The organism is Enterobacter sp. 03-F-07-AD-ECC (genome assembly GCF_047530935.1).
GTDB classification, from domain to species: Bacteria; Pseudomonadota; Gammaproteobacteria; order Enterobacterales; family Enterobacteriaceae; genus Enterobacter; species Enterobacter cloacae.
On the sequence record NZ_JBLKBZ010000013.1, the window covers coordinates 26,943 to 44,931 of the forward strand.

Genomic DNA, 17,989 nt, shown 5'->3' on the forward strand with positions numbered 1-17,989 from the left:
AGCTACCCCCATCAGGCTTTGTCGCCACCAGGCTCGGTGCCGCCGAAACGACGCTCTCGATTGGCAAAGGCATGCAGCGCACCTTCAAAGTCTTGTTCATCAAAATCGGGCCAAAGCACATCCGTAAAGTAAAGTTCGGCATAGGCAATTTGCCACAGCAAAAAGTTACTTATGCGATGTTCTCCCCCTGTCCTAATTACCAAATCCACAGGTGCCAGTTCATTCATGCAGATTTGCTTGCTCAGCGCGTCTTCATCAATTTGGTCGGGTCTCAACAACCCTTCCTGAACCTGTTCGGCCAGGTGCCGAACTCCCTGGATAATATCCCAGCGTCCACCGTAATTCGCCGCGATATTCAGCGTCAGACCCGTGTTATTTTCAGTCAGCGCTTCTGCTTTACGAATCCGTTCCTGCAAACGTGAGTTAAAACGACTGGTTTCGCCAATGACACGCAGGCGCACGTTGTGGCGGTGCAGGCTTTTTACTTCGCTGTCGAGCGCCCACACAAACAGTTCCATCAACGCAGTCACTTCCTGCGCAGGTCGATTCCAGTTTTCACTGCTAAAAGCATAGAGCGTTAACGCATCAATGCCGTTATTGGCGGCAAAAGAGACGGCGCGGCGAACAGATTTCGCCCCAGCTTTATGCCCAAAGGCTCGTATCTTCCCTTGTCTTTTCGCCCAGCGGCCATTGCCATCCATGATGATTGCTACATGACGGCAGCCATGAGCTGGCAAGTTTTCGCTTATTGGTTGATTCGCAGACAACATAACGCGTTTTTAGTCCCTGAAAAGGATTTAACGGTACTCAGGAATACTGAAGCCTATACGTAAAAAAGCCGTGTCAAACCACGGCTTACCTGACCACTTAAAGTCAAATACCTGCGATCAGGTGGCGCAGACTATATCACCGAAGCCCAACGCTAACAAATAGCACGACGACTGGTGCTTGCTTTATCACCAGCTTGCGAGATGTGTCACCTGTTTGCGCGCAATAATACGAGCCTGCTCATCCACCGCCAGCACCTCTTCCACGCTTTGTGGTTCGCGCAGATCCATCAACTCCAGTACCGACAAATTCAGCATAGCGATATCGGTGAAACGGATCTGCTGATTCAGAAATGCTTCAACGGTAATTTCATTGGCTGCATTGAGTGCCGTCGCCGCCGCCTGCCCCTGGTCAAAGGCATTCATTGCAAGCTTAAGACACGGATAACGATCGTAGTCAGGTTCACTGAACGTCAGAGAACTCAGCTTGCAAAAATCGAGTGGCTTTACGCCAGATTTCACGCGTTCAGGCCATGCCATTGCATGTGCAATTGGCGTACGCATATCCGGCTCTCCCAGCTGTGCCAGCACGCTGCCGTCCTGATAGCGCACCATCGAGTGAATCACCGATTGCGGGTGGATCAGCACTTCCATCTGTTTCGCCGACGCGTTAAACAGCCAGCGAGCTTCAATGTATTCCAGACCTTTGTTCATCATAGTGGCAGAGTCAACGGAGATCTTACGCCCCATTGACCAGTTCGGATGACGGCACGCCTGATCCGGCGTCATTGCGCTCAGTTCAGACAGTGGCGTTTCACGGAACGGGCCACCAGACCCGGTAAGCAAAATCGATACAACCCCATTCTGCTCCAGGTCAGCGTACCCCAGGTTCTGCTGAAAAGGTTGCGGTAAACTCTGAAAAATGGCGTTGTGCTCGCTGTCGACCGGCAAAAGACGTGCTCCGCGCTGCTTAACCGCCTCCATAAACAGACGTCCGCAGGTTACCAGCGACTCTTTATTCGCCAGCAGAACATCTTTACCGGCATCGATGGCGGCCAGCGTCGGCAGCAACCCGGCCGCGCCAACAATGGCGGCCATCACCTGATCGACCTCGTCCAGCGCGGCCATCTCACAGGCAGCCTGCTGCCCGCTCAGAACCTCAGTACGACTGCCCTTCTCTTGCAGAGCGGTTTTCAGCTGGCGGGCACTCTCTTCGTCATCCATTACCGCATAGCGGGGCGTAAACTCCAGACACTGCTCGACCATTCGCTGCACATTCTTCCCGGCCACCAGTGCTGTCACGGTGTAAAGCGCAGGGTTGTGGCGTACAACGTCGAGAGTGCTGCAACCGATAGATCCGGTTGAGCCAAGGAGAGTTAAATGCTTCATGAGATGCCCGAAAAAAGTTAGACCAGATAAAAGCAAAACGCCGCCAGCAAGACCCGAAGTCCCTCTGAACGGCGTTTATCAGTGTAAGACAGAAATCAGAACTGCATCAGTTCCGCTTCTTTATCTGCCAGCGCCGCATCAATTTTCTTGATGGCAGCGTCAGTCATTTTCTGAATGTCGTCCTGTGAACGACGATCGTCATCTTCACTGATCTCTTTTTCTTTCAGCAGCGCTTTCACTTTATCGTTAGCGTCGCGACGGACGTTACGCACGGAAACACGACCCAGCTCAGCTTCGCCACGCACCACTTTGATCAGGTCTTTACGACGCTCTTCGGTCAGCGGAGGCAGTGGAACACGGATATCAGCACCCGCAGAGCTTGGGTTCAGACCGAGGTCAGATGCCATGATCGCTTTCTCAACCGCCGGGCCCATAGAGCGATCGAACACGTTGATTTTCAGCGTACGGGTATCTTCCACGGTCACGCTCGCCAGCTGGCGCAGAGGGGTAGGCGTACCGTAGTACTCTACGATGATGCCATCCAGCAGGCTTGGAGAAGCACGGCCAGTACGGATTTTGCTGATTTGGGTTTTGAACGCTTCTACGCATTTTTCCATGCGTACTTCAGCATCTTTTCTGATGTCGTTAATCACGTTACGAATCCTTGAAAACTTGTCTCAGGCAGACTATCCGCCAGCACAGTGCTACAGGTGTGCTAAGTATAGTCGCGTTTAATTCATGACAACGCCAATGGCGCGTCCGGGTAAGATACCACTTCAAAATAAAGCGGAATCTTACCTGTATTTATCGCCGACGGAAATTATTCCGTGATCAATGTGCCTTCTTTTTCGCCCATGACCACGCGGCGCAGTGCGCCAGGCTTATTCATGTTGAAGACACGGATTGGCAGTTTGTGGTCGCGAGCCAGGGTGAAGGCGGCAAGATCCATCACTTTCAGCTCTTTTTCCAGCACTTCGCTGTAGGACAGCTGATCGTACATGGTGGCAGAGGGATCTTTTGCCGGGTCGGCGGTAAACACGCCATCCACTTTGGTTGCTTTCAGCACCACATCGGCTTCGATTTCGATACCGCGCAGGCAAGCAGCGGAATCGGTTGTAAAGAACGGGTTACCCGTACCGGCGGAGAGGATCACCACGCGGTTGTTGCGCAGCAGGCTGATCGCTTCTGCCCAGCTGTAGTTATCGCAAACGCCATTCAAAGGAATAGCGGACATCAGGCGGGCATTCACATAGGCACGATGCAACGCATCACGCATTGCCAGACCGTTCATCACGGTTGCCAGCATACCCATATGGTCGCCCACAACGCGGTTCATCCCCGCTTTCGCCAGACCAGCACCACGGAAAAGGTTGCCACCGCCAATGACCACGCCGACCTGAATACCCAGTTCGACAAGTTCTTTGATCTCCTGTGCCATGCGGTCGAGAATGCTTGCGTCAATACCGAAGCCTTCCGATCCCTGCAGCGCTTCGCCACTCAGCTTAAGCAGAATGCGTTTGTACACGGGTTTTGCATTGGTAGCCATGTTTCTTTCCTGAGACTGTCAACGATTAAGATGGGGGTTAATTCTGGCGACATAGTAATGTCGCATACCAGCACAGCGATACGGGATCCTGTCTGATTTTCGTCTGACGGGTGACAAAAAGAAGCCGCCCTCAGGCGGCTCCTTTTTCATCATTAAGACTGCTTGGACATTGCAGCAACTTCTGCTGCGAAGTCAGTCTCAACTTTCTCGATGCCTTCGCCCACTTCGAAGCGGATGAAGCCAGTTACGTCAGCGTTGTGCTCTTTCAGCAGCTGAGCAACGGATTTGCTTGGATCCATAACGAAAGGCTGGCCAGTCAGAGAAACTTCGCCGGTGAATTTCTTCATGCGGCCTTCAACCATTTTCTCTGCGATTTCTTTTGGCTTACCAGACTGCATCGCGATGTCCAGCTGAACCTGGTACTCTTTCTCTACCACTTCAGCAGACACGTCTTCTGGTTTAACGAATTCTGGTTTGCTTGCAGCGATGTGCATTGCCAGCTGTTTAACCAGCTCTTCGTCAGCGCCTTTAGCCGCAACCAGAACACCGATACGCGCACCGTGCTGGTAAGAACCCAGAACGTCGCCTTCCAGGGACGCTACGCGACGGATGTTGATGTTCTCACCGATTTTAGCAACCAGCGCAACACGTTCTTCTTCGAACTGTGCTTTCAGAACTTCAACGTCAGTGATTTTGCCAGCAACAGCTGCGTCCAGAACTTTGTTAGCAAATGCCTGGAAACCACCATCTTTAGCAACGAAGTCAGTCTGGCAGTTAACTTCCAGAATGATGCCGTAGTTGCCGTCGATTTTAGTGATGATCACGCCGTCAGCAGCAACGTTGCCTGCTTTTTTAGCTGCTTTGATCGCACCGGATTTACGCATGTTTTCGATTGCCAGCTCGATGTCGCCGTTCGCTTCAGTCAGCGCTTTTTTGCAATCCATCATGCCTGCGCCAGTACGCTCGCGCAGCTCTTTTACCAGGGATGCGGTAATTTCAGCCATTCTTAAATCCTCGGGAGATGTGAACTGCCCGGCCTGCGGCCAAACAGTATAAATTGAAAAAAGGGGCCGATAATGGGCCCCTATTCATACACGGTACTAATAAGGGGTGAAACCTTATTATTCAGCTTCTACGAAGCTTTCTTCCGCCTGAGAAGCCAGATCCTGGGAACGGCCTTCACGAACGGTAGCAGCTACAGCGCTCAGGTACAGGCTAACAGCACGGATTGCGTCGTCGTTACCCGGGATAACGAAGTCAACACCGTCCGGATCGGAGTTGGTATCAACGATAGCGAATACCGGGATACCCAGGTTGTTAGCTTCTTTGATTGCGATGTGCTCGTGGTCTGCATCGATTACGAACAGCGCGTCTGGCAGGCCGCCCATATCTTTGATACCGCCCAGGCTGTTTTCCAGCTTGTCCAGCTCACGAGTGCGCATCAGCGCTTCTTTCTTAGTCAGCTTGTCGAAAGTACCGTCCTGAGACTGGGTTTCCAGATCTTTCAGGCGCTTGATGGACTGACGAACAGTTTTCCAGTTGGTCAGCATGCCGCCCAACCAGCGATGGTTCACGAAGAACTGGTCGCAGCTGTTAGCAGCATCTTTCACAGCTTCGCTTGCAGCGCGCTTAGTACCAACGAACAGAATCTTACCTTTACGGGAAGCGATCTTGTTCAGCTCAGCCAGGGCTTCGTTGAACATTGGTACAGTTTTCTCAAGGTTGATGATGTGAACTTTGTTACGCGCGCCGAAGATGAAAGGCTTCATTTTCGGGTTCCAGTAACGGGTCTGGTGACCGAAGTGAACACCAGCCTTGAGCATGTCGCGCATGGAAACAGTTGCCATGTTTAAAACCTCTATATTGAAAGTTGGGGTTATGCCTCCACGTATCCCATATTACCGACCCCGAAGGGCACCCCGGAATATGTGCCGATACGTGTGTGTTGTTACACAAAGTGAGATATATCGCTCCCGTCCAGCCTGTGTATCTGAGATGGATCGGAAGTCCGGCGCGCTTTATACCACAAATCACGACCAGAAACCAATAATTGTTGGCGTAGTGTGCTGTTAATGATTCTCAATTTGGCACGGGGTGCGCCTGACTGATACCATTGACGGTACTTAGACTAGTATTGTCGAAAAAATCGACACCGATGGACAGATTACATGGCTATCTCTATTAAGACCCCTGAAGAAATTGAAAAGATGCGCGTCGCTGGTCGTCTGGCCGCGGAAGTGCTGGAAATGATCGAGCCGTTCGTGAAACCGGGCGTCAGCACCGGCGAACTGGACCGCATCTGTAACGACTATATCGTTAACGAGCAGCACGCGGTCTCCGCCTGCCTCGGCTACCACGGTTTCCCGAAATCCGTCTGCATTTCTATAAATGAAGTGGTGTGCCACGGTATTCCGGATGACGAAAAACTGCTGAAAGATGGCGACATCGTCAACATCGACGTCACCGTCATTAAAGATGATTACCACGGTGACACCTCGAAGATGTTTATCGTGGGCAAGCCAACCATCCTGGGCGAGCGCCTGTGTAAAGTGACGCAGGAGAGCCTCTACCTGGCGCTGAAGATGGTGAAACCGGGCATTCGTCTGCGCACCATTGGTGCCGCTATCCAGAAGTTTGTCGAAGCGGAAGGTTTCTCCGTGGTTCGCGAATATTGTGGCCACGGCATTGGCCGCGTCTTCCACGAAGAGCCGCAGGTTCTGCACTACGATGCGGATGACGGCGGCGTGGTGCTGCAAAAAGGGATGACCTTCACCATCGAGCCGATGGTCAACGCGGGTGACTACCGTATCCGTACCATGAAAGATGGCTGGACGGTGAAAACCAAAGACAGAAGCTTGTCTGCACAGTACGAGCATACTATTGTGGTAACAGACAACGGCTGCGAAATTATGACGTTGCGCAAGGATGACACCATCCCGGCAATACTGACGCACGATGAATGATAAAAAAGCCGGCAAATGCCGGCTTTTTTAATGGCGATAGCTTTTTCTTATGGGTGGCGCACGATGAGTAATCTATTACCCGAACAGTATGCTAACACAGCACTTCCCACCCTTCCCGACCAGCCCGATAACCCGGGCGTCTGGCCGCAGCACGAGCTGAGCTGTGCCGGCATCAAAGCCCATATGGATGTCTTCCAGCGCTGGCTGGGAAGCGCGTTTGATGCGGGCATTTCCGCCGAACAGCTCATTGAAGCACGCACCGAATTTATTGACCAGCTTCTGCAACGCCTGTGGATTGAGTACGGATTCGGGCAGGTCAGCGACGTGGCGCTGGTTGCCGTCGGGGGCTATGGCCGCGGTGAGCTGCATCCGCTTTCCGATATTGACCTGCTGATCTTAAGCCGCAAAAAGCTGCCGGACGAACAGGCGCAGAAGATTGGCGAATTGCTGACGCTGCTCTGGGATGTGAAACTGGAAGTCGGCCACAGCGTACGCACCCTGGAAGAGTGCCTGCTGGAGGGGCTATCGGATCTGACCGTTGCCACCAACCTGATTGAAACCCGCCTGCTGATCGGCGACGTCGCGCTGTTCCTGGAACTGCAAAAACACATTTTCAGCGACGGCTTCTGGCCATCAGAAAAGTTCTTCGCCGCTAAGGTCGAGGAACAAAATCAGCGCCACCAGCGCTATCACGGCACAAGCTATAACCTTGAACCGGATATCAAAAGCAGCCCCGGCGGCCTGCGCGATATCCACACATTACAGTGGGTAGCCCGTCGCCACTTTGGCGCCACCTCGCTGGATGAAATGGTGGGTTTTGGCTTTTTAACCGAAGCCGAGCGAAACGAGCTCAACGAGTGTCTGCATCTACTGTGGCGCATTCGTTTTGCCCTCCATCTTGAACTTAATCGCTACGATAACCGTCTGTTGTTCGACCGCCAGCTCAGCGTGGCCCAGCGCCTTCACTACAGCGGCGAGGGTAACGAACCGGTTGAGCACATGATGAAGGATTTCTTCCGCGTGACCCGACGCGTTACCGAACTCAACCAGATGTTATTGCAGCTGTTCGACGAAGCTATTCTGGCGCTGACGGCCGACGAAAAACCGCGCCCCATTGATGACGAGTTTCAGCTACGCGGTACGCTTATCGATCTGCGCGACGAAACGCTGTTTATGCGCGAGCCGGAAGCGATCCTGCGGATGTTCTACACCATGGTCCGCAACAGCACGATCACCGGGATCTACTCCACCACCCTGCGCCATTTGCGCCATGCGCGACGCCATCTGACGCAGCCGCTGTGCTATATCCCGGAAGCGCGTTCGCTGTTCCTGAGCATGCTCCGCCATCCGGGCGCCGTCAGTCGCGGACTGCTGCCAATGCACCGTCACAGCGTACTGTGGGCCTATATGCCGCAATGGTCGCACATTGTCGGGCAGATGCAGTTCGATCTGTTCCATGCCTATACGGTGGATGAACACACGATCCGTGTCATGCTCAAGCTGGAGAGTTTTGCGAAAGAAGAGACGCGCTCCCGCCACCCGCTGTGCGTTGAGCTGTGGCCACGGCTGACCCATCCGGAGCTGATCCTGATTGCCGCCCTGTTCCACGATATCGCCAAAGGCCGCGGCGGTGACCACTCGGTGCTCGGCGCGCAGGACGTCCTGAAATTTGCCGAACTGCACGGTCTGAACTCACGTGAAACACAGCTGGTGGCCTGGCTGGTGCGCCATCACCTGCTGATGTCGGTCACCGCACAGCGTCGTGACATTCAGGACCCTGAAGTGATCAAGCAGTTTGCAGAAGAGGTACAAACAGAAAACCGTCTGCGCTATCTGGTCTGCCTGACGGTGGCCGATATCTGCGCCACCAACGAAACGCTGTGGAACAGCTGGAAGCAGAGCCTGCTGCGTGAACTGTACTTTGCGACCGAAAAACAGCTGCGCCGCGGAATGCAAAACACGCCGGACATGCGCGAGCGCGTGCGCCACCATCAGCTGCAGGCTCTGGCCCTGCTGCGGATGGACAACATTGATGAAGAGGCGTTGCATCAGATTTGGGCCCGCTGTCGTGCCAACTACTTTGTCCGTCACAGCCCAAACCAACTCGCCTGGCATGCGCGGCATCTGCTGCAGCATGATTTGTCGCAGCCGATGATCCTGCTCAGCCCGCAGGCGACGCGCGGTGGTACAGAGATCTTTATCTGGAGCCCGGACCGCCCTTATCTGTTTGCTGCGGTATGCGCTGAACTGGACAGACGAAACCTGAGCGTGCACGACGCGCAGATTTTCACCACCCGCGACGGCATGGCGATGGACACCTTTATTGTGCTGGAGCCGGACGGCAGCCCGCTGTCGTCGGATCGTCATGAGGGGATACGTTTTGGTCTGGAGCAGGCCATCACTCAGCGCAGCTGGCAGCCGCCGCAGCCGCGTCGTCAGCCCGCGAAACTGCGCCACTTTACCGTCGATACCGAGGTCAATTTCCTGCCGACCCACACCGATCGTAAATCGTTCCTGGAGCTCATTGCCCTGGATCAGCCAGGTCTGCTCGCCCGCGTCGGCCAGGTCTTTGCCGATCTGGGAATTTCGCTTCACGGGGCCCGAATTACAACCATTGGCGAGCGAGTAGAAGATTTATTTATAATCGCAACAGCGGACCGGCGTGCCCTTAATAATGACCTGCAACTTGAAGTGCAACAACGGTTGACAGCAGCCCTCAATCCAAACGATAAAGGGTGACGTGTTTTTTAGTGAAATGGAAAGAGTAAACAATGCAGCAGTTACAGAACGTTATTGAGTCCGCTTTTGAGCGTCGCGCCGAGATTACCCCGGCAAATGTGGATACCGTTACCCGCGAAGCGGTTAACCAGGTGATTTCTCTGCTGGATTCCGGCGCGCTGCGTGTAGCAGAAAAAATCGACGGTCAGTGGGTCACTCATCAATGGCTGAAGAAAGCCGTGCTGCTCTCTTTCCGTATCAACGATAACCAGGTTATCGACGGAGCTGAAAGCCGCTACTTCGATAAAGTGCCAATGAAATTCGCTGATTACGACGAAGCGCGTTTCCAGAAAGAAGGCTTCCGCGTAGTGCCACCTGCTGCGGTGCGTCAGGGCGCGTTCATCGCCCGTAACACCGTACTGATGCCATCCTACGTAAACATCGGTGCCTATGTAGACGAAGGTACCATGGTGGATACCTGGGCTACCGTGGGCTCCTGCGCGCAGATCGGTAAAAACGTTCACCTGTCCGGCGGCGTCGGCATCGGTGGCGTACTGGAACCCCTGCAGGCTACCCCAACCATCATCGAAGACAACTGCTTCATCGGCGCGCGCTCTGAAGTGGTAGAAGGCGTGATCGTTGAAGAAGGCTCAGTGATCTCCATGGGCGTTTACATCGGTCAGAGCACCCGTATTTACGACCGTGAAACCGGCGAAATCCATTACGGCCGTGTTCCGGCAGGCTCCGTGGTTGTTTCCGGCAACCTGCCGTCTAAAGATGGTAAGTACAGCCTGTACTGTGCGGTTATCGTGAAGAAAGTGGACGCGAAAACCCGCGGTAAAGTGGGCATCAACGAATTGCTGCGCACCATCGATTAATCGGATATAACAAAAAGCGGGGGCAACCCCGCTTTTTTCATATCTGAGGGTGGCGAAAATAGATTTTTTCGTTAATTATTCAAAGGTTATGTTGAGATCAAGGGTACCGCTATGTACGATAATCTGAAAAGTCTGGGCATTACCAATCCTGATGAAATTGATCGTTACAGCCTTCGCCAGGAAGCCAACAACGACATTTTAAAAATCTATTTTCACAAGGACAAAGGAGAGTTTTTCGCCAAGAGCGTGAAGTTTAAATATCCACGCCAGCGTAAGACCGTCGTCGCAGACGGTGTAGGACAGGGATACAAAGAGGTTCAGGAAATCAGCCCCAACCTGCGCTATGTGATCGATGAACTCGATCAGATCTGCCAGCGCGACCGTACCGAAGTCGATCTCAAGCGTAAGATCCTTGACGATCTGCGTCACCTTGAAAGCGTTGTGACTAATAAGATCAGCGAGATTGAAGCGGATCTTGAGAAATTAACGCGTAACAAATAAGTTGGGTGCGGCCTGATGCCCTCACCCCGGCCCTCTCCCACAGGGAGAGGGAGAAAACCATCATGTAGGCCGGGTAAGGCGAAGCCGCCACCCGGCAAACAGCATCATCGCTGTTCATCCAGCTGCAACGCCACATACAGCAGCAGCCTGTCGTCAAAACTTCCCAGATCCAGCCCTGTCAGCTCCGAAATCCGGTTGAGCCGATACTCCAGCGTGTTGCGGTGAATGAACAGCGCTTTCGACGTCGCCAGCGGCTGCACGTTATGCCGGAACCACGCCTGTAGCGTCCGGCGCAGCAGGCCATTGTTGTCCATCGCTTTCAGACGCGCGAGCGGACGCGCCAGCTCATTGGCCTGCCAGCCACCGCGCAGGCTGTCGAGCAGTACCGGCAGCATCAGATCCTGATAAAAATAGCTGCGGCTTTCCGGCATTCGCTGTTTACCCACCATCATCGTGGTACGCGCCGTACGCCATGAGCGGGCGATACTGCCAGGCCCGGTAAAGTAATTCCCCAGGGCGACGCGAAAACGCAGCTGACCATTCTCTTTCATACGGGAAATTAACTGCTCCACACGACGACGGTGATCTTCCGCATCCCAGCGACCGAACGCGTTAAGCGCCGGCTTGAGTACCACCATTTCCGTCAGGGATACAATCGCCACCAGGTTGTCGCGCTCCGGCGTTGCCAGCGCGTTTTGTAGCTGCTGCAATTCAGCCATCGCGCTATCGACCCCCAGCTGGCCGCTATCCACCTCAATCACCGCCACGACGCGCGGTTGGTTCAGGTCAATACCCAGACGCTGCGCCCACTCGCTCAGCGCAGGCGTATGCTCCTCTGCCTGAATCAGATTCATCACCAGCTCTTCGCGCAGACGGCTGTCCTGGGCCAGCAGGTGCATCAGGCGCGACTGCTCCAGCATCATCTCCGCCGTCATGCAGACCAGCTCGCCATATTTACGCAGTGATTCGGGTTCACCGGTCAGGCCTATTACGCCAACAATTTCCCCTTCAAGGCGCAGCGGTAAATTGATGCCCTGACGGACGCCGTGCAGGTGTTTCGCCACGGCATCATCGATATCCACGACCCGCCCCTGGGAAAGCACCAGCAGTGCACCTTCGTGCAATTCCCCAATACGCTCGCGATCGCCGCTGCCAATAATGCGCCCGCGGGCATCCATTACGTTGATATTGGTATCAATGATGCGCATGGTGCGCGCCACGATATCCTGCGCCATTTTGGTATCAAGATGCCAGCCAGCCATGTAACCCTCCTGTGAGCAGAGCTCAAGCATAGGGGAGTTCGGTTACGGTCGCATTGTGCGAATGCACAAAATCAGGCAGTGAAGTATGGACTTGTGGGAAGGGTCACAGAAACAAAAAAGCCCCTGCTTACATCACGCAGGGGCTTACGAGGATTACTGCATCAGGAGGTAGATAGAGGTATCACCACGCTGAATATTCAGCGCCAACACGGATGGTTTGCTGTCGAGAATTTTACGCAGTTCAGCGATGTTTTTCACTGGCTGCTGGTTAGCACCCATGATCACATCACCTTTTTTCAGGCCGATACGGGCTGCCGGGGAATTCGCTTTCACGTTATTCACCACCACGCCTTTATCTGCACCTTTGTTGCTCATCTCCGCCCCTTCAATACCGCTGAAGATGGTGCTGGAATCAACCTGATTCTGGCTGCTCTGCTGCAGCTCCAGACTCACGTTAACCGCCTTACCGTCACGCAGCAGGCCGAGGGTGACTTTGCTGCCAATTGGCATTGAACCCACTTCGGCACGCAGGGCGGCAAAACTGCTGATCGGTTTACCGTTCAGGGAGGTGATCACATCCCCGGCTTTAATCCCCGCTTTTGCTGCGGAGGAGTTCGGCATAACCTGGCTCACGAACGCGCCGCGCTGGGCGTCAACTTTCATCGCTTTCGCCAGCTCAGAGTTCAGCTCAGTACCCATGATACCCAGCTCACCGCGTTTCACCTGGCCGTACTGCACCATCTGCGCGGTCAGGTTTTTCACCATGTTACTTGGGATAGCAAAACCGATACCGATGTTGCCGCCGTCCGGTGCCAGGATGGCAGTGTTAATACCAATCAGCTCACCGTTCAGGTTCACCAGCGCACCGCCGGAGTTACCGCGGTTGATCGCTGCATCCGTCTGGATGAAGTTTTCATAGTTCTCCGCGTTCAGGCCGCTACGGCCCAGCGCTGAAACAATCCCCGAGGTCACGGTTTCGCCCAGACCGAACGGGTTACCGATGGCCACGGTGTAGTCACCGACACGCAGCGCGTCGGAGTCGGCAATTTTAATCGCCGTCAGGTTTTTAGGATCCTGAATCTGGATCAGTGCGATATCAGAGCGTGGGTCCTTGCCCACCACTTTAGCGTCAAATTTACGCCCGTCGCTCAGCTGAACCTTAATGCTGTTGGCGTTATCCACCACGTGGTTATTGGTGACGACATACCCTTTCGCGGCATCAATAATAACCCCCGAGCCAAGCGCCATGAATTTCTGCTGCTGGCCGCCGCCCTGGCCGTCATCCCCTGCGCCACCGCCCTGACAGAACGGAGAACTCTGGAATGGCGAACCGTCCTGGCAGAACGGCGAGTTATCGCCGAAGAACTGCTGGAAGTTACGCGGCATACGCGGCGTATTGACGGTCGTGCTGCCCTCAACGTTAATACTCACCACCGATGGCATCACTTTTTCGAGCATCGGTGCCAGGCTTGGCATCTGCTGCGCGGTTGCTGCCGACGACGCGGTCTCGGCTGCAGTAGCAGTCAGAGGAGACAGCGCTAAACCTAAACTCAGAGCCAGTGCACTCATTGCTAATGTGGTTTTTTTCATGTTTCTCAATCTCGATTTACAGATAACGCAAAATTGCTGTGTAACTCAGATTCGTTTTATACCGCTTAGTTCCGGCGATAAGTTTATGGAAAAAGTAAAAATTTATTGGTCGTCTTTACAAAACTCCGGGATTATTCCACCGCCATCAGCTTGCGGTACTCATCCCAGGCATACAAATCGGTCATTCCGCTGATATAGTCCTGGATGAGACGACAGCGATAATAATATTCGAGCACCGGCCACTGCGGTGAGTGGCGATCCAGTTTGCCGATGGCTTCAACGTAAGCCAGACGATGACGGGTAGAAAGTTTCTGATAAAGCCGGGACTCAATCGGTATTCGTCGCACGCGCTCTTGTTCCACCAGCTCGCTGAATTCATCGACCGACAATTGCAGCAGAGGGCGATATATTTCCAGTAAGCCGCTGATAACCCGGTATCCCTGCAGCTCTAACTGTTCGACATCGGGGTGGCTGAATACATGACGCATCGCGACATGTTTATATAACTCAAGCAACTGGCTGAAGCTACTGTCATCCTCCAGCAAGGCATGATTGAACTCGCCGCTAAAAATCATCGGCAAATTATCAATAAAGCGCGAGGCGGCGTAAGGCACCAGTTTATTTAATGTATTGACCCGCAAATACATAAAGAACTGATCTTCGGTGCTCCGGCTTAATGTATTTGCACGCGATTTTTCCCAGGCATTTTCAACCACCTGGGCAAACAGCGAACCTTTTTCATGTTTCCCCCATGCATCATAAAGATGCTGATAAAGCTCCTCGACGCTAAATATTCTTTTTTCAACCGCGTCTTCCAGGTCAGCAACGCAATAGGAGATGTCATCGGCGGCTTCCATAATCCACGTCAACGGGAAGCGGCCATTTGCAGTCAATGAAAGTTCTTTACGTAACCGCTCAATATAGGCCTCTTCGGAGAGGTAATAGCCCGGCTTTTTCATCAGATAGCTGTGCGAAGCGGGCGTTTCGCCCATCCACCAGGCGGGACGGGTATATTTGAGGATGCATCCCACCTGTGCCCAGGTCAGATTCATGCGCATCAGGGAGTGCACCAGCCGTATCCCCTGCGCATTGCCTTCAAAATGACAGAGATCCTGACGCACTTTACGACGCAGATCGTTTAGCCCGTCTTCGCCTTCACGCAGGCGTAAATCCCGCACCACGCAGCGGTCATCACTGAGCGGCTGGCTGACGGCATCCGACGGGAAGAGTCGCTGCCTGAACCAGTCGTTGATCGCCGCCTCGCCAAAGTGACCAAACGGCGGGTTGCCGATGTCGTGCATCAGGCAGGCCATCTCAACAATACTCTCAAAGGGTCCGGTCAACTCATCCAGACCGTAGGTTTCCAGCAAGCGCTGCTCTTTGAGACGGCTTAAAATCTCTTTGGCAATGTAGCGCCCCACCTGCTGAACTTCCATTGAGTGGGTAAGGCGTGTGCGCACGGCAGCGTTACGCTCAAGCGGAAACACCTGGGTCTTTTGCTGCAGACGACGAATGGCAGGCGAGTTAATGATCCGCCCGCGATCGCTTTCGAAGATACGCAGGATCTCATGTTCGCTCTTTTCACCCTGCGGCGAACGGAAACGTCGGTGCCAGTTAATTTTGGTGCGAAAATCGATCTGTGACATGTGCTCCCCCGCGTGAGAATGCGTTTCCCCTTAAGCGCATGATAGACTATGCATCTTAACAAGGCACATCGCGAGTAAATCTATGAAAATCGGCATTATTGGTGCAATGGAAGAAGAAGTTACGCTGCTGCGTGACAAAATTGAGAACCGTCAGACTCTCTCTCTGGGGGGTTGTGAGATCTATACCGGTCAACTGAACGGTGTTGACGTGGCTCTGCTGAAATCAGGCATCGGTAAGGTTGCTGCTGCGCTGGGCGCAACGCTGTTGCTTGAGCGCTGCAAGCCAGACGTGATCGTTAACACCGGCTCTGCAGGCGGTCTGGCACCGACCCTGAAAGTGGGTGATATCGTCGTCTCCGATGAAGCGCGTTACCACGATGCAGACGTTACCGCATTCGGCTACGAATACGGTCAGCTTCCGGGTTGCCCGGCCGGCTTTAAGGCCGACGATAAGCTGGTTGCGGCGGCAGAAGAGTGCATTGCTGAGCTGAACCTCAACGCCGTACGCGGCCTGATTGTGAGCGGTGATGCCTTCATCAATGGCTCCGTCGGCCTGGCAAAAATCCGTCACAACTTCCCGCAGGCTATCGCCGTTGAGATGGAAGCGACCGCGATTGCCCACGTTTGCCATAATTTCAACGTCCCGTTCGTGGTGGTCCGCGCCATCTCTGACGTGGCCGATCAGCAGTCTCATATCAGCTTCGACGAATTCCTGGTTGTCGCGGCAAAACAGTCCACCGTGATGGTGGAGAGCCTTGTGCAGAAACTGGCTCGTGGCTAAACATGCCATCAGGGCGCTGGTCGCCCTGCTTCTGCTCGCACCGGCCTGGCTCTGCGCCGCGCCGCGTGTGATTACCCTCTCCCCCGCTAACGCCGAACTGGCGTTTGCCGCCGGCATCACCCCCGTTGGTGTAAGCAGCTTTTCCAATTACCCATCGCAGGCCGCGCATATTGAACAGGTCGCAACCTGGCAAGGGATGAACCTTGAGCGCATCGTGGCGCTTAAGCCCGATCTCGTGCTCGCCTGGCGTGGCGGCAATGCAGAGCGGCAGGTTAATCAACTGACGTCGCTTGGGATCAAGGTCATGTGGGTGGATGCCGTGAGCATTGAGCAGGTCGCTCAGGCGTTACGCGCTCTGGCGCCCTACAGCCCAACCCCGGCTAAAGCCGAGGATGCGGCAAAACAACTGCTTAGCGACTATGCGGCACTCAAAGCAAAATACGATACCCCCGTTAAAAAGCGCATCTTTCTGCAGTTTGGCAGCCAGCCGCTGTTCACCACCGGAAAAGGCTCCATTCAGAATCAAGTCCTGGAAGTGTGTGGCGGAGAAAATATCTTTGCGGCCAGCCGGATACCGTGGCCTCAGGTCAGCCGGGAACAGGTTCTGGCTCGCCGACCACAGGCGATCGTTGTGGTCGGAAATGCGAGCGAGATTCCTAAAATTGAACAATTCTGGCAAAGCCAGCTAAAAATTCCGGTGATCCCCCTCACCAGCGACTGGTTTGAACGCGCCAGCCCGCGTATTATCCTCGCCGCAAAACAACTCTGTGCCGCTCTGGCCGAGAGTCATTAACATAAGACCCCCTTCGAGGATTTAACGATGCTCGTTTATTGGCTGGATATTCTTGGCACAGCCGTTTTTGCTATCTCCGGCGTCCTGCTCGCCGGAAAGCTGCGCATGGATCCGTTTGGCGTGCTGGTGCTTGGCGTGGTGACCGCCGTAGGCGGTGGAACGATCCGCGATATGGCGCTGGATAATGGCCCGGTATTTTGGGTGAAAGATCCCACCGATCTGGTGGTGGCGATGGTCACCTGCCTGTTAACCATCGTGCTGGTTCGTCAGCCCCGCCGCTTACCAAAATGGATCCTCCCGGTGCTGGATGCCGTCGGGCTGGCTGTGTTTGTCGGCATTGGGGTGAATAAAGCCTTTAATGCCGGTACAGGGCCCATGGTTGCCATCTGCATGGGCGTACTGACTGGCGTAGGCGGCGGGATTATTCGCGATATTCTGGCACGAGAAGTGCCGATGATCCTGCGTACCGAAATCTATGCTACGGCCTGCATTATTGGCGGGATTGTACACGCCACGGCGTACTATACCTTTGCGATACCGCTGGAAAATTCAGCCATGCTGGGAATGGTGGTGACGCTGGCGATACGTCTGGCGGCGATACGCTGGCACCTTAAATTGCCGACGTTCGCGCTGGATGAGAATGGAAGATAAACGCAAAACGGTAACCGCAAGGTTACCGTTTTTAATCTTTTCTCCCTCTCCCGGTGGGAGAGGGCCGGTGTGAGGGCATCAGCCTGCCCCCGCTTAAATACTGAACGAAGACCCACACCCGCAGGTGCTGGTGGCATTTGGGTTCGTCACCACAAAGCGTGAACCTTCCAGACCTTCTGTGTAATCTACCGAACCGCCCACCAGATATTGCAGGCTCATCGGGTCAACCACCAGCGCGACGCCCTGTTTCTCGATAGTCATATCGCCGTCGTTAACCTGGTCGTCAAAGGTAAAACCATACTGGAAGCCGCTGCAGCCGCCACCGGTAATATAGACACGCAGTTTCAGATCCGGATTGTCTTCGTCGGCAATCAGGGTTTTCACTTTGTTGGCTGCTGCTTCGGTAAACTCCAGCGGCAACGCTACGTCATCACTCATCTTATGCTCCCATGAATACTGCTACTGCAATTGGGTAAAATTCACCCAATTCTTTTTGTCATTATC

Annotated in this window: 17 protein-coding genes; 7 read left to right on the plus strand and 10 right to left on the minus strand. The window is 54.1% G+C overall.

Features of this window, described 5'->3' with window-relative positions:
* Positions 1 to 11: 11 nt before the first annotated feature.
* From ispU to rpsB, 6 genes are all read right to left on the minus strand, one after another.
* A complete protein-coding gene (ispU, locus tag ACMWKA_RS17740; RefSeq protein ID WP_028028110.1) occupies positions 12 to 770 on the minus strand; it encodes a (2E,6E)-farnesyl-diphosphate-specific ditrans,polycis-undecaprenyl-diphosphate synthase in 759 nt (252 codons plus the stop codon).
* A 186-nt stretch (positions 771 to 956) separates the two neighbouring features.
* Positions 957 to 2,156, minus strand: a complete 1,200-nt coding sequence (gene ispC / locus ACMWKA_RS17745; protein ID WP_414760463.1) for a 1-deoxy-D-xylulose-5-phosphate reductoisomerase — start codon at positions 2,154 to 2,156, stop codon at positions 957 to 959.
* A gap of 95 nt (positions 2,157 to 2,251) precedes the next feature.
* The gene (gene frr / locus ACMWKA_RS17750; RefSeq protein ID WP_414760464.1) at positions 2,252 to 2,809 is read right to left on the minus strand and encodes a ribosome recycling factor; all 558 of its coding nucleotides are present in this window, start codon (positions 2,807 to 2,809) and stop codon (positions 2,252 to 2,254) included.
* Between the two features lie 167 nt (positions 2,810 to 2,976).
* On the minus strand, positions 2,977 to 3,702 hold the full coding sequence (gene pyrH / locus ACMWKA_RS17755; RefSeq protein ID WP_003856194.1) for a UMP kinase: 726 nt from the start codon (positions 3,700 to 3,702) through the stop codon (positions 2,977 to 2,979).
* Between the two features lie 152 nt (positions 3,703 to 3,854).
* A complete protein-coding gene (gene tsf, locus ACMWKA_RS17760; RefSeq protein WP_008501911.1) occupies positions 3,855 to 4,706 on the minus strand; it encodes a translation elongation factor Ts in 852 nt (283 codons plus the stop codon).
* Between the two features lie 117 nt (positions 4,707 to 4,823).
* Positions 4,824 to 5,549: a 30S ribosomal protein S2 gene (gene rpsB, locus ACMWKA_RS17765; RefSeq protein ID WP_013095653.1), complete on the minus strand. Its 726-nt coding sequence runs from the start codon at positions 5,547 to 5,549 to the stop codon at positions 4,824 to 4,826.
* A gap of 321 nt (positions 5,550 to 5,870) precedes the next feature.
* Here rpsB and map point away from each other — a divergent pair, with 321 nt between their 5' ends.
* From map to ACMWKA_RS17785, 4 genes are all read left to right on the plus strand, one after another.
* On the plus strand, positions 5,871 to 6,665 hold the full coding sequence (map, locus tag ACMWKA_RS17770; RefSeq protein WP_013095652.1) for a type I methionyl aminopeptidase: 795 nt from the start codon (positions 5,871 to 5,873) through the stop codon (positions 6,663 to 6,665).
* Positions 6,666 to 6,728: 63 nt separating this feature from the next.
* Complete coding sequence (gene glnD, locus ACMWKA_RS17775) at positions 6,729 to 9,404, plus strand: bifunctional uridylyltransferase/uridylyl-removing protein GlnD (RefSeq protein WP_013095651.1); 2,676 nt, start codon at positions 6,729 to 6,731, stop codon at positions 9,402 to 9,404.
* 32 nt (positions 9,405 to 9,436) lie between these two features.
* Positions 9,437 to 10,261 carry a 2,3,4,5-tetrahydropyridine-2,6-dicarboxylate N-succinyltransferase gene (gene dapD / locus ACMWKA_RS17780; protein WP_414760465.1) on the plus strand — a complete coding sequence of 275 codons (825 nt, stop codon included), beginning with the start codon at positions 9,437 to 9,439 and terminating at the stop codon, positions 10,259 to 10,261.
* Positions 10,262 to 10,372: 111 nt separating this feature from the next.
* Positions 10,373 to 10,762: a DUF3461 family protein gene (locus ACMWKA_RS17785; RefSeq protein WP_008501916.1), complete on the plus strand. Its 390-nt coding sequence runs from the start codon at positions 10,373 to 10,375 to the stop codon at positions 10,760 to 10,762.
* 104 nt (positions 10,763 to 10,866) lie between these two features.
* Here the strand turns inward: ACMWKA_RS17785 and cdaR are convergent, their stop codons facing one another.
* The 3 genes from cdaR to dgt all read right to left on the minus strand — a co-directional run bounded on the left by cdaR (position 10,867) and on the right by dgt (position 15,260).
* Positions 10,867 to 12,024 (minus strand): DNA-binding transcriptional regulator CdaR, encoded by a 1,158-nt coding sequence (gene cdaR / locus ACMWKA_RS17790; RefSeq protein WP_013095649.1) that lies wholly within the window; start codon positions 12,022 to 12,024, stop codon positions 10,867 to 10,869.
* Positions 12,025 to 12,177: 153 nt separating this feature from the next.
* Entirely contained in the window at positions 12,178 to 13,614 is a 1,437-nt protein-coding gene (degP, locus tag ACMWKA_RS17795; RefSeq protein ID WP_013095648.1) for a serine endoprotease DegP, read from the minus strand.
* 131 nt (positions 13,615 to 13,745) lie between these two features.
* Positions 13,746 to 15,260, minus strand: a complete 1,515-nt coding sequence (dgt, locus tag ACMWKA_RS17800; RefSeq protein WP_013095647.1) for a dGTPase — start codon at positions 15,258 to 15,260, stop codon at positions 13,746 to 13,748.
* An 82-nt stretch (positions 15,261 to 15,342) separates the two neighbouring features.
* Here dgt and mtnN point away from each other — a divergent pair, with 82 nt between their 5' ends.
* Genes mtnN through ACMWKA_RS17815 form a run of 3 tightly spaced genes read left to right on the plus strand, consistent with a single transcriptional unit; the run spans position 15,343 to position 17,485 of the window.
* Complete coding sequence (gene mtnN, locus ACMWKA_RS17805; protein ID WP_013095646.1) at positions 15,343 to 16,041, plus strand: 5'-methylthioadenosine/S-adenosylhomocysteine nucleosidase; 699 nt, start codon at positions 15,343 to 15,345, stop codon at positions 16,039 to 16,041.
* Complete coding sequence (gene btuF, locus ACMWKA_RS17810; RefSeq protein ID WP_155022652.1) at positions 16,034 to 16,834, plus strand: vitamin B12 ABC transporter substrate-binding protein BtuF; 801 nt, start codon at positions 16,034 to 16,036, stop codon at positions 16,832 to 16,834. The genes mtnN and btuF overlap by 8 nt, the downstream gene beginning before the upstream one ends.
* Positions 16,835 to 16,861: 27 nt before the next feature.
* Entirely contained in the window at positions 16,862 to 17,485 is a 624-nt protein-coding gene (locus ACMWKA_RS17815) for a TRIC cation channel family protein (protein ID WP_013095644.1), read from the plus strand.
* 93 nt (positions 17,486 to 17,578) lie between these two features.
* Here the strand turns inward: ACMWKA_RS17815 and erpA are convergent, their stop codons facing one another.
* Positions 17,579 to 17,923 carry an iron-sulfur cluster insertion protein ErpA gene (gene erpA / locus ACMWKA_RS17820; RefSeq protein WP_013095643.1) on the minus strand — a complete coding sequence of 115 codons (345 nt, stop codon included), beginning with the start codon at positions 17,921 to 17,923 and terminating at the stop codon, positions 17,579 to 17,581.
* Positions 17,924 to 17,989: the final 66 nt, after the last annotated feature.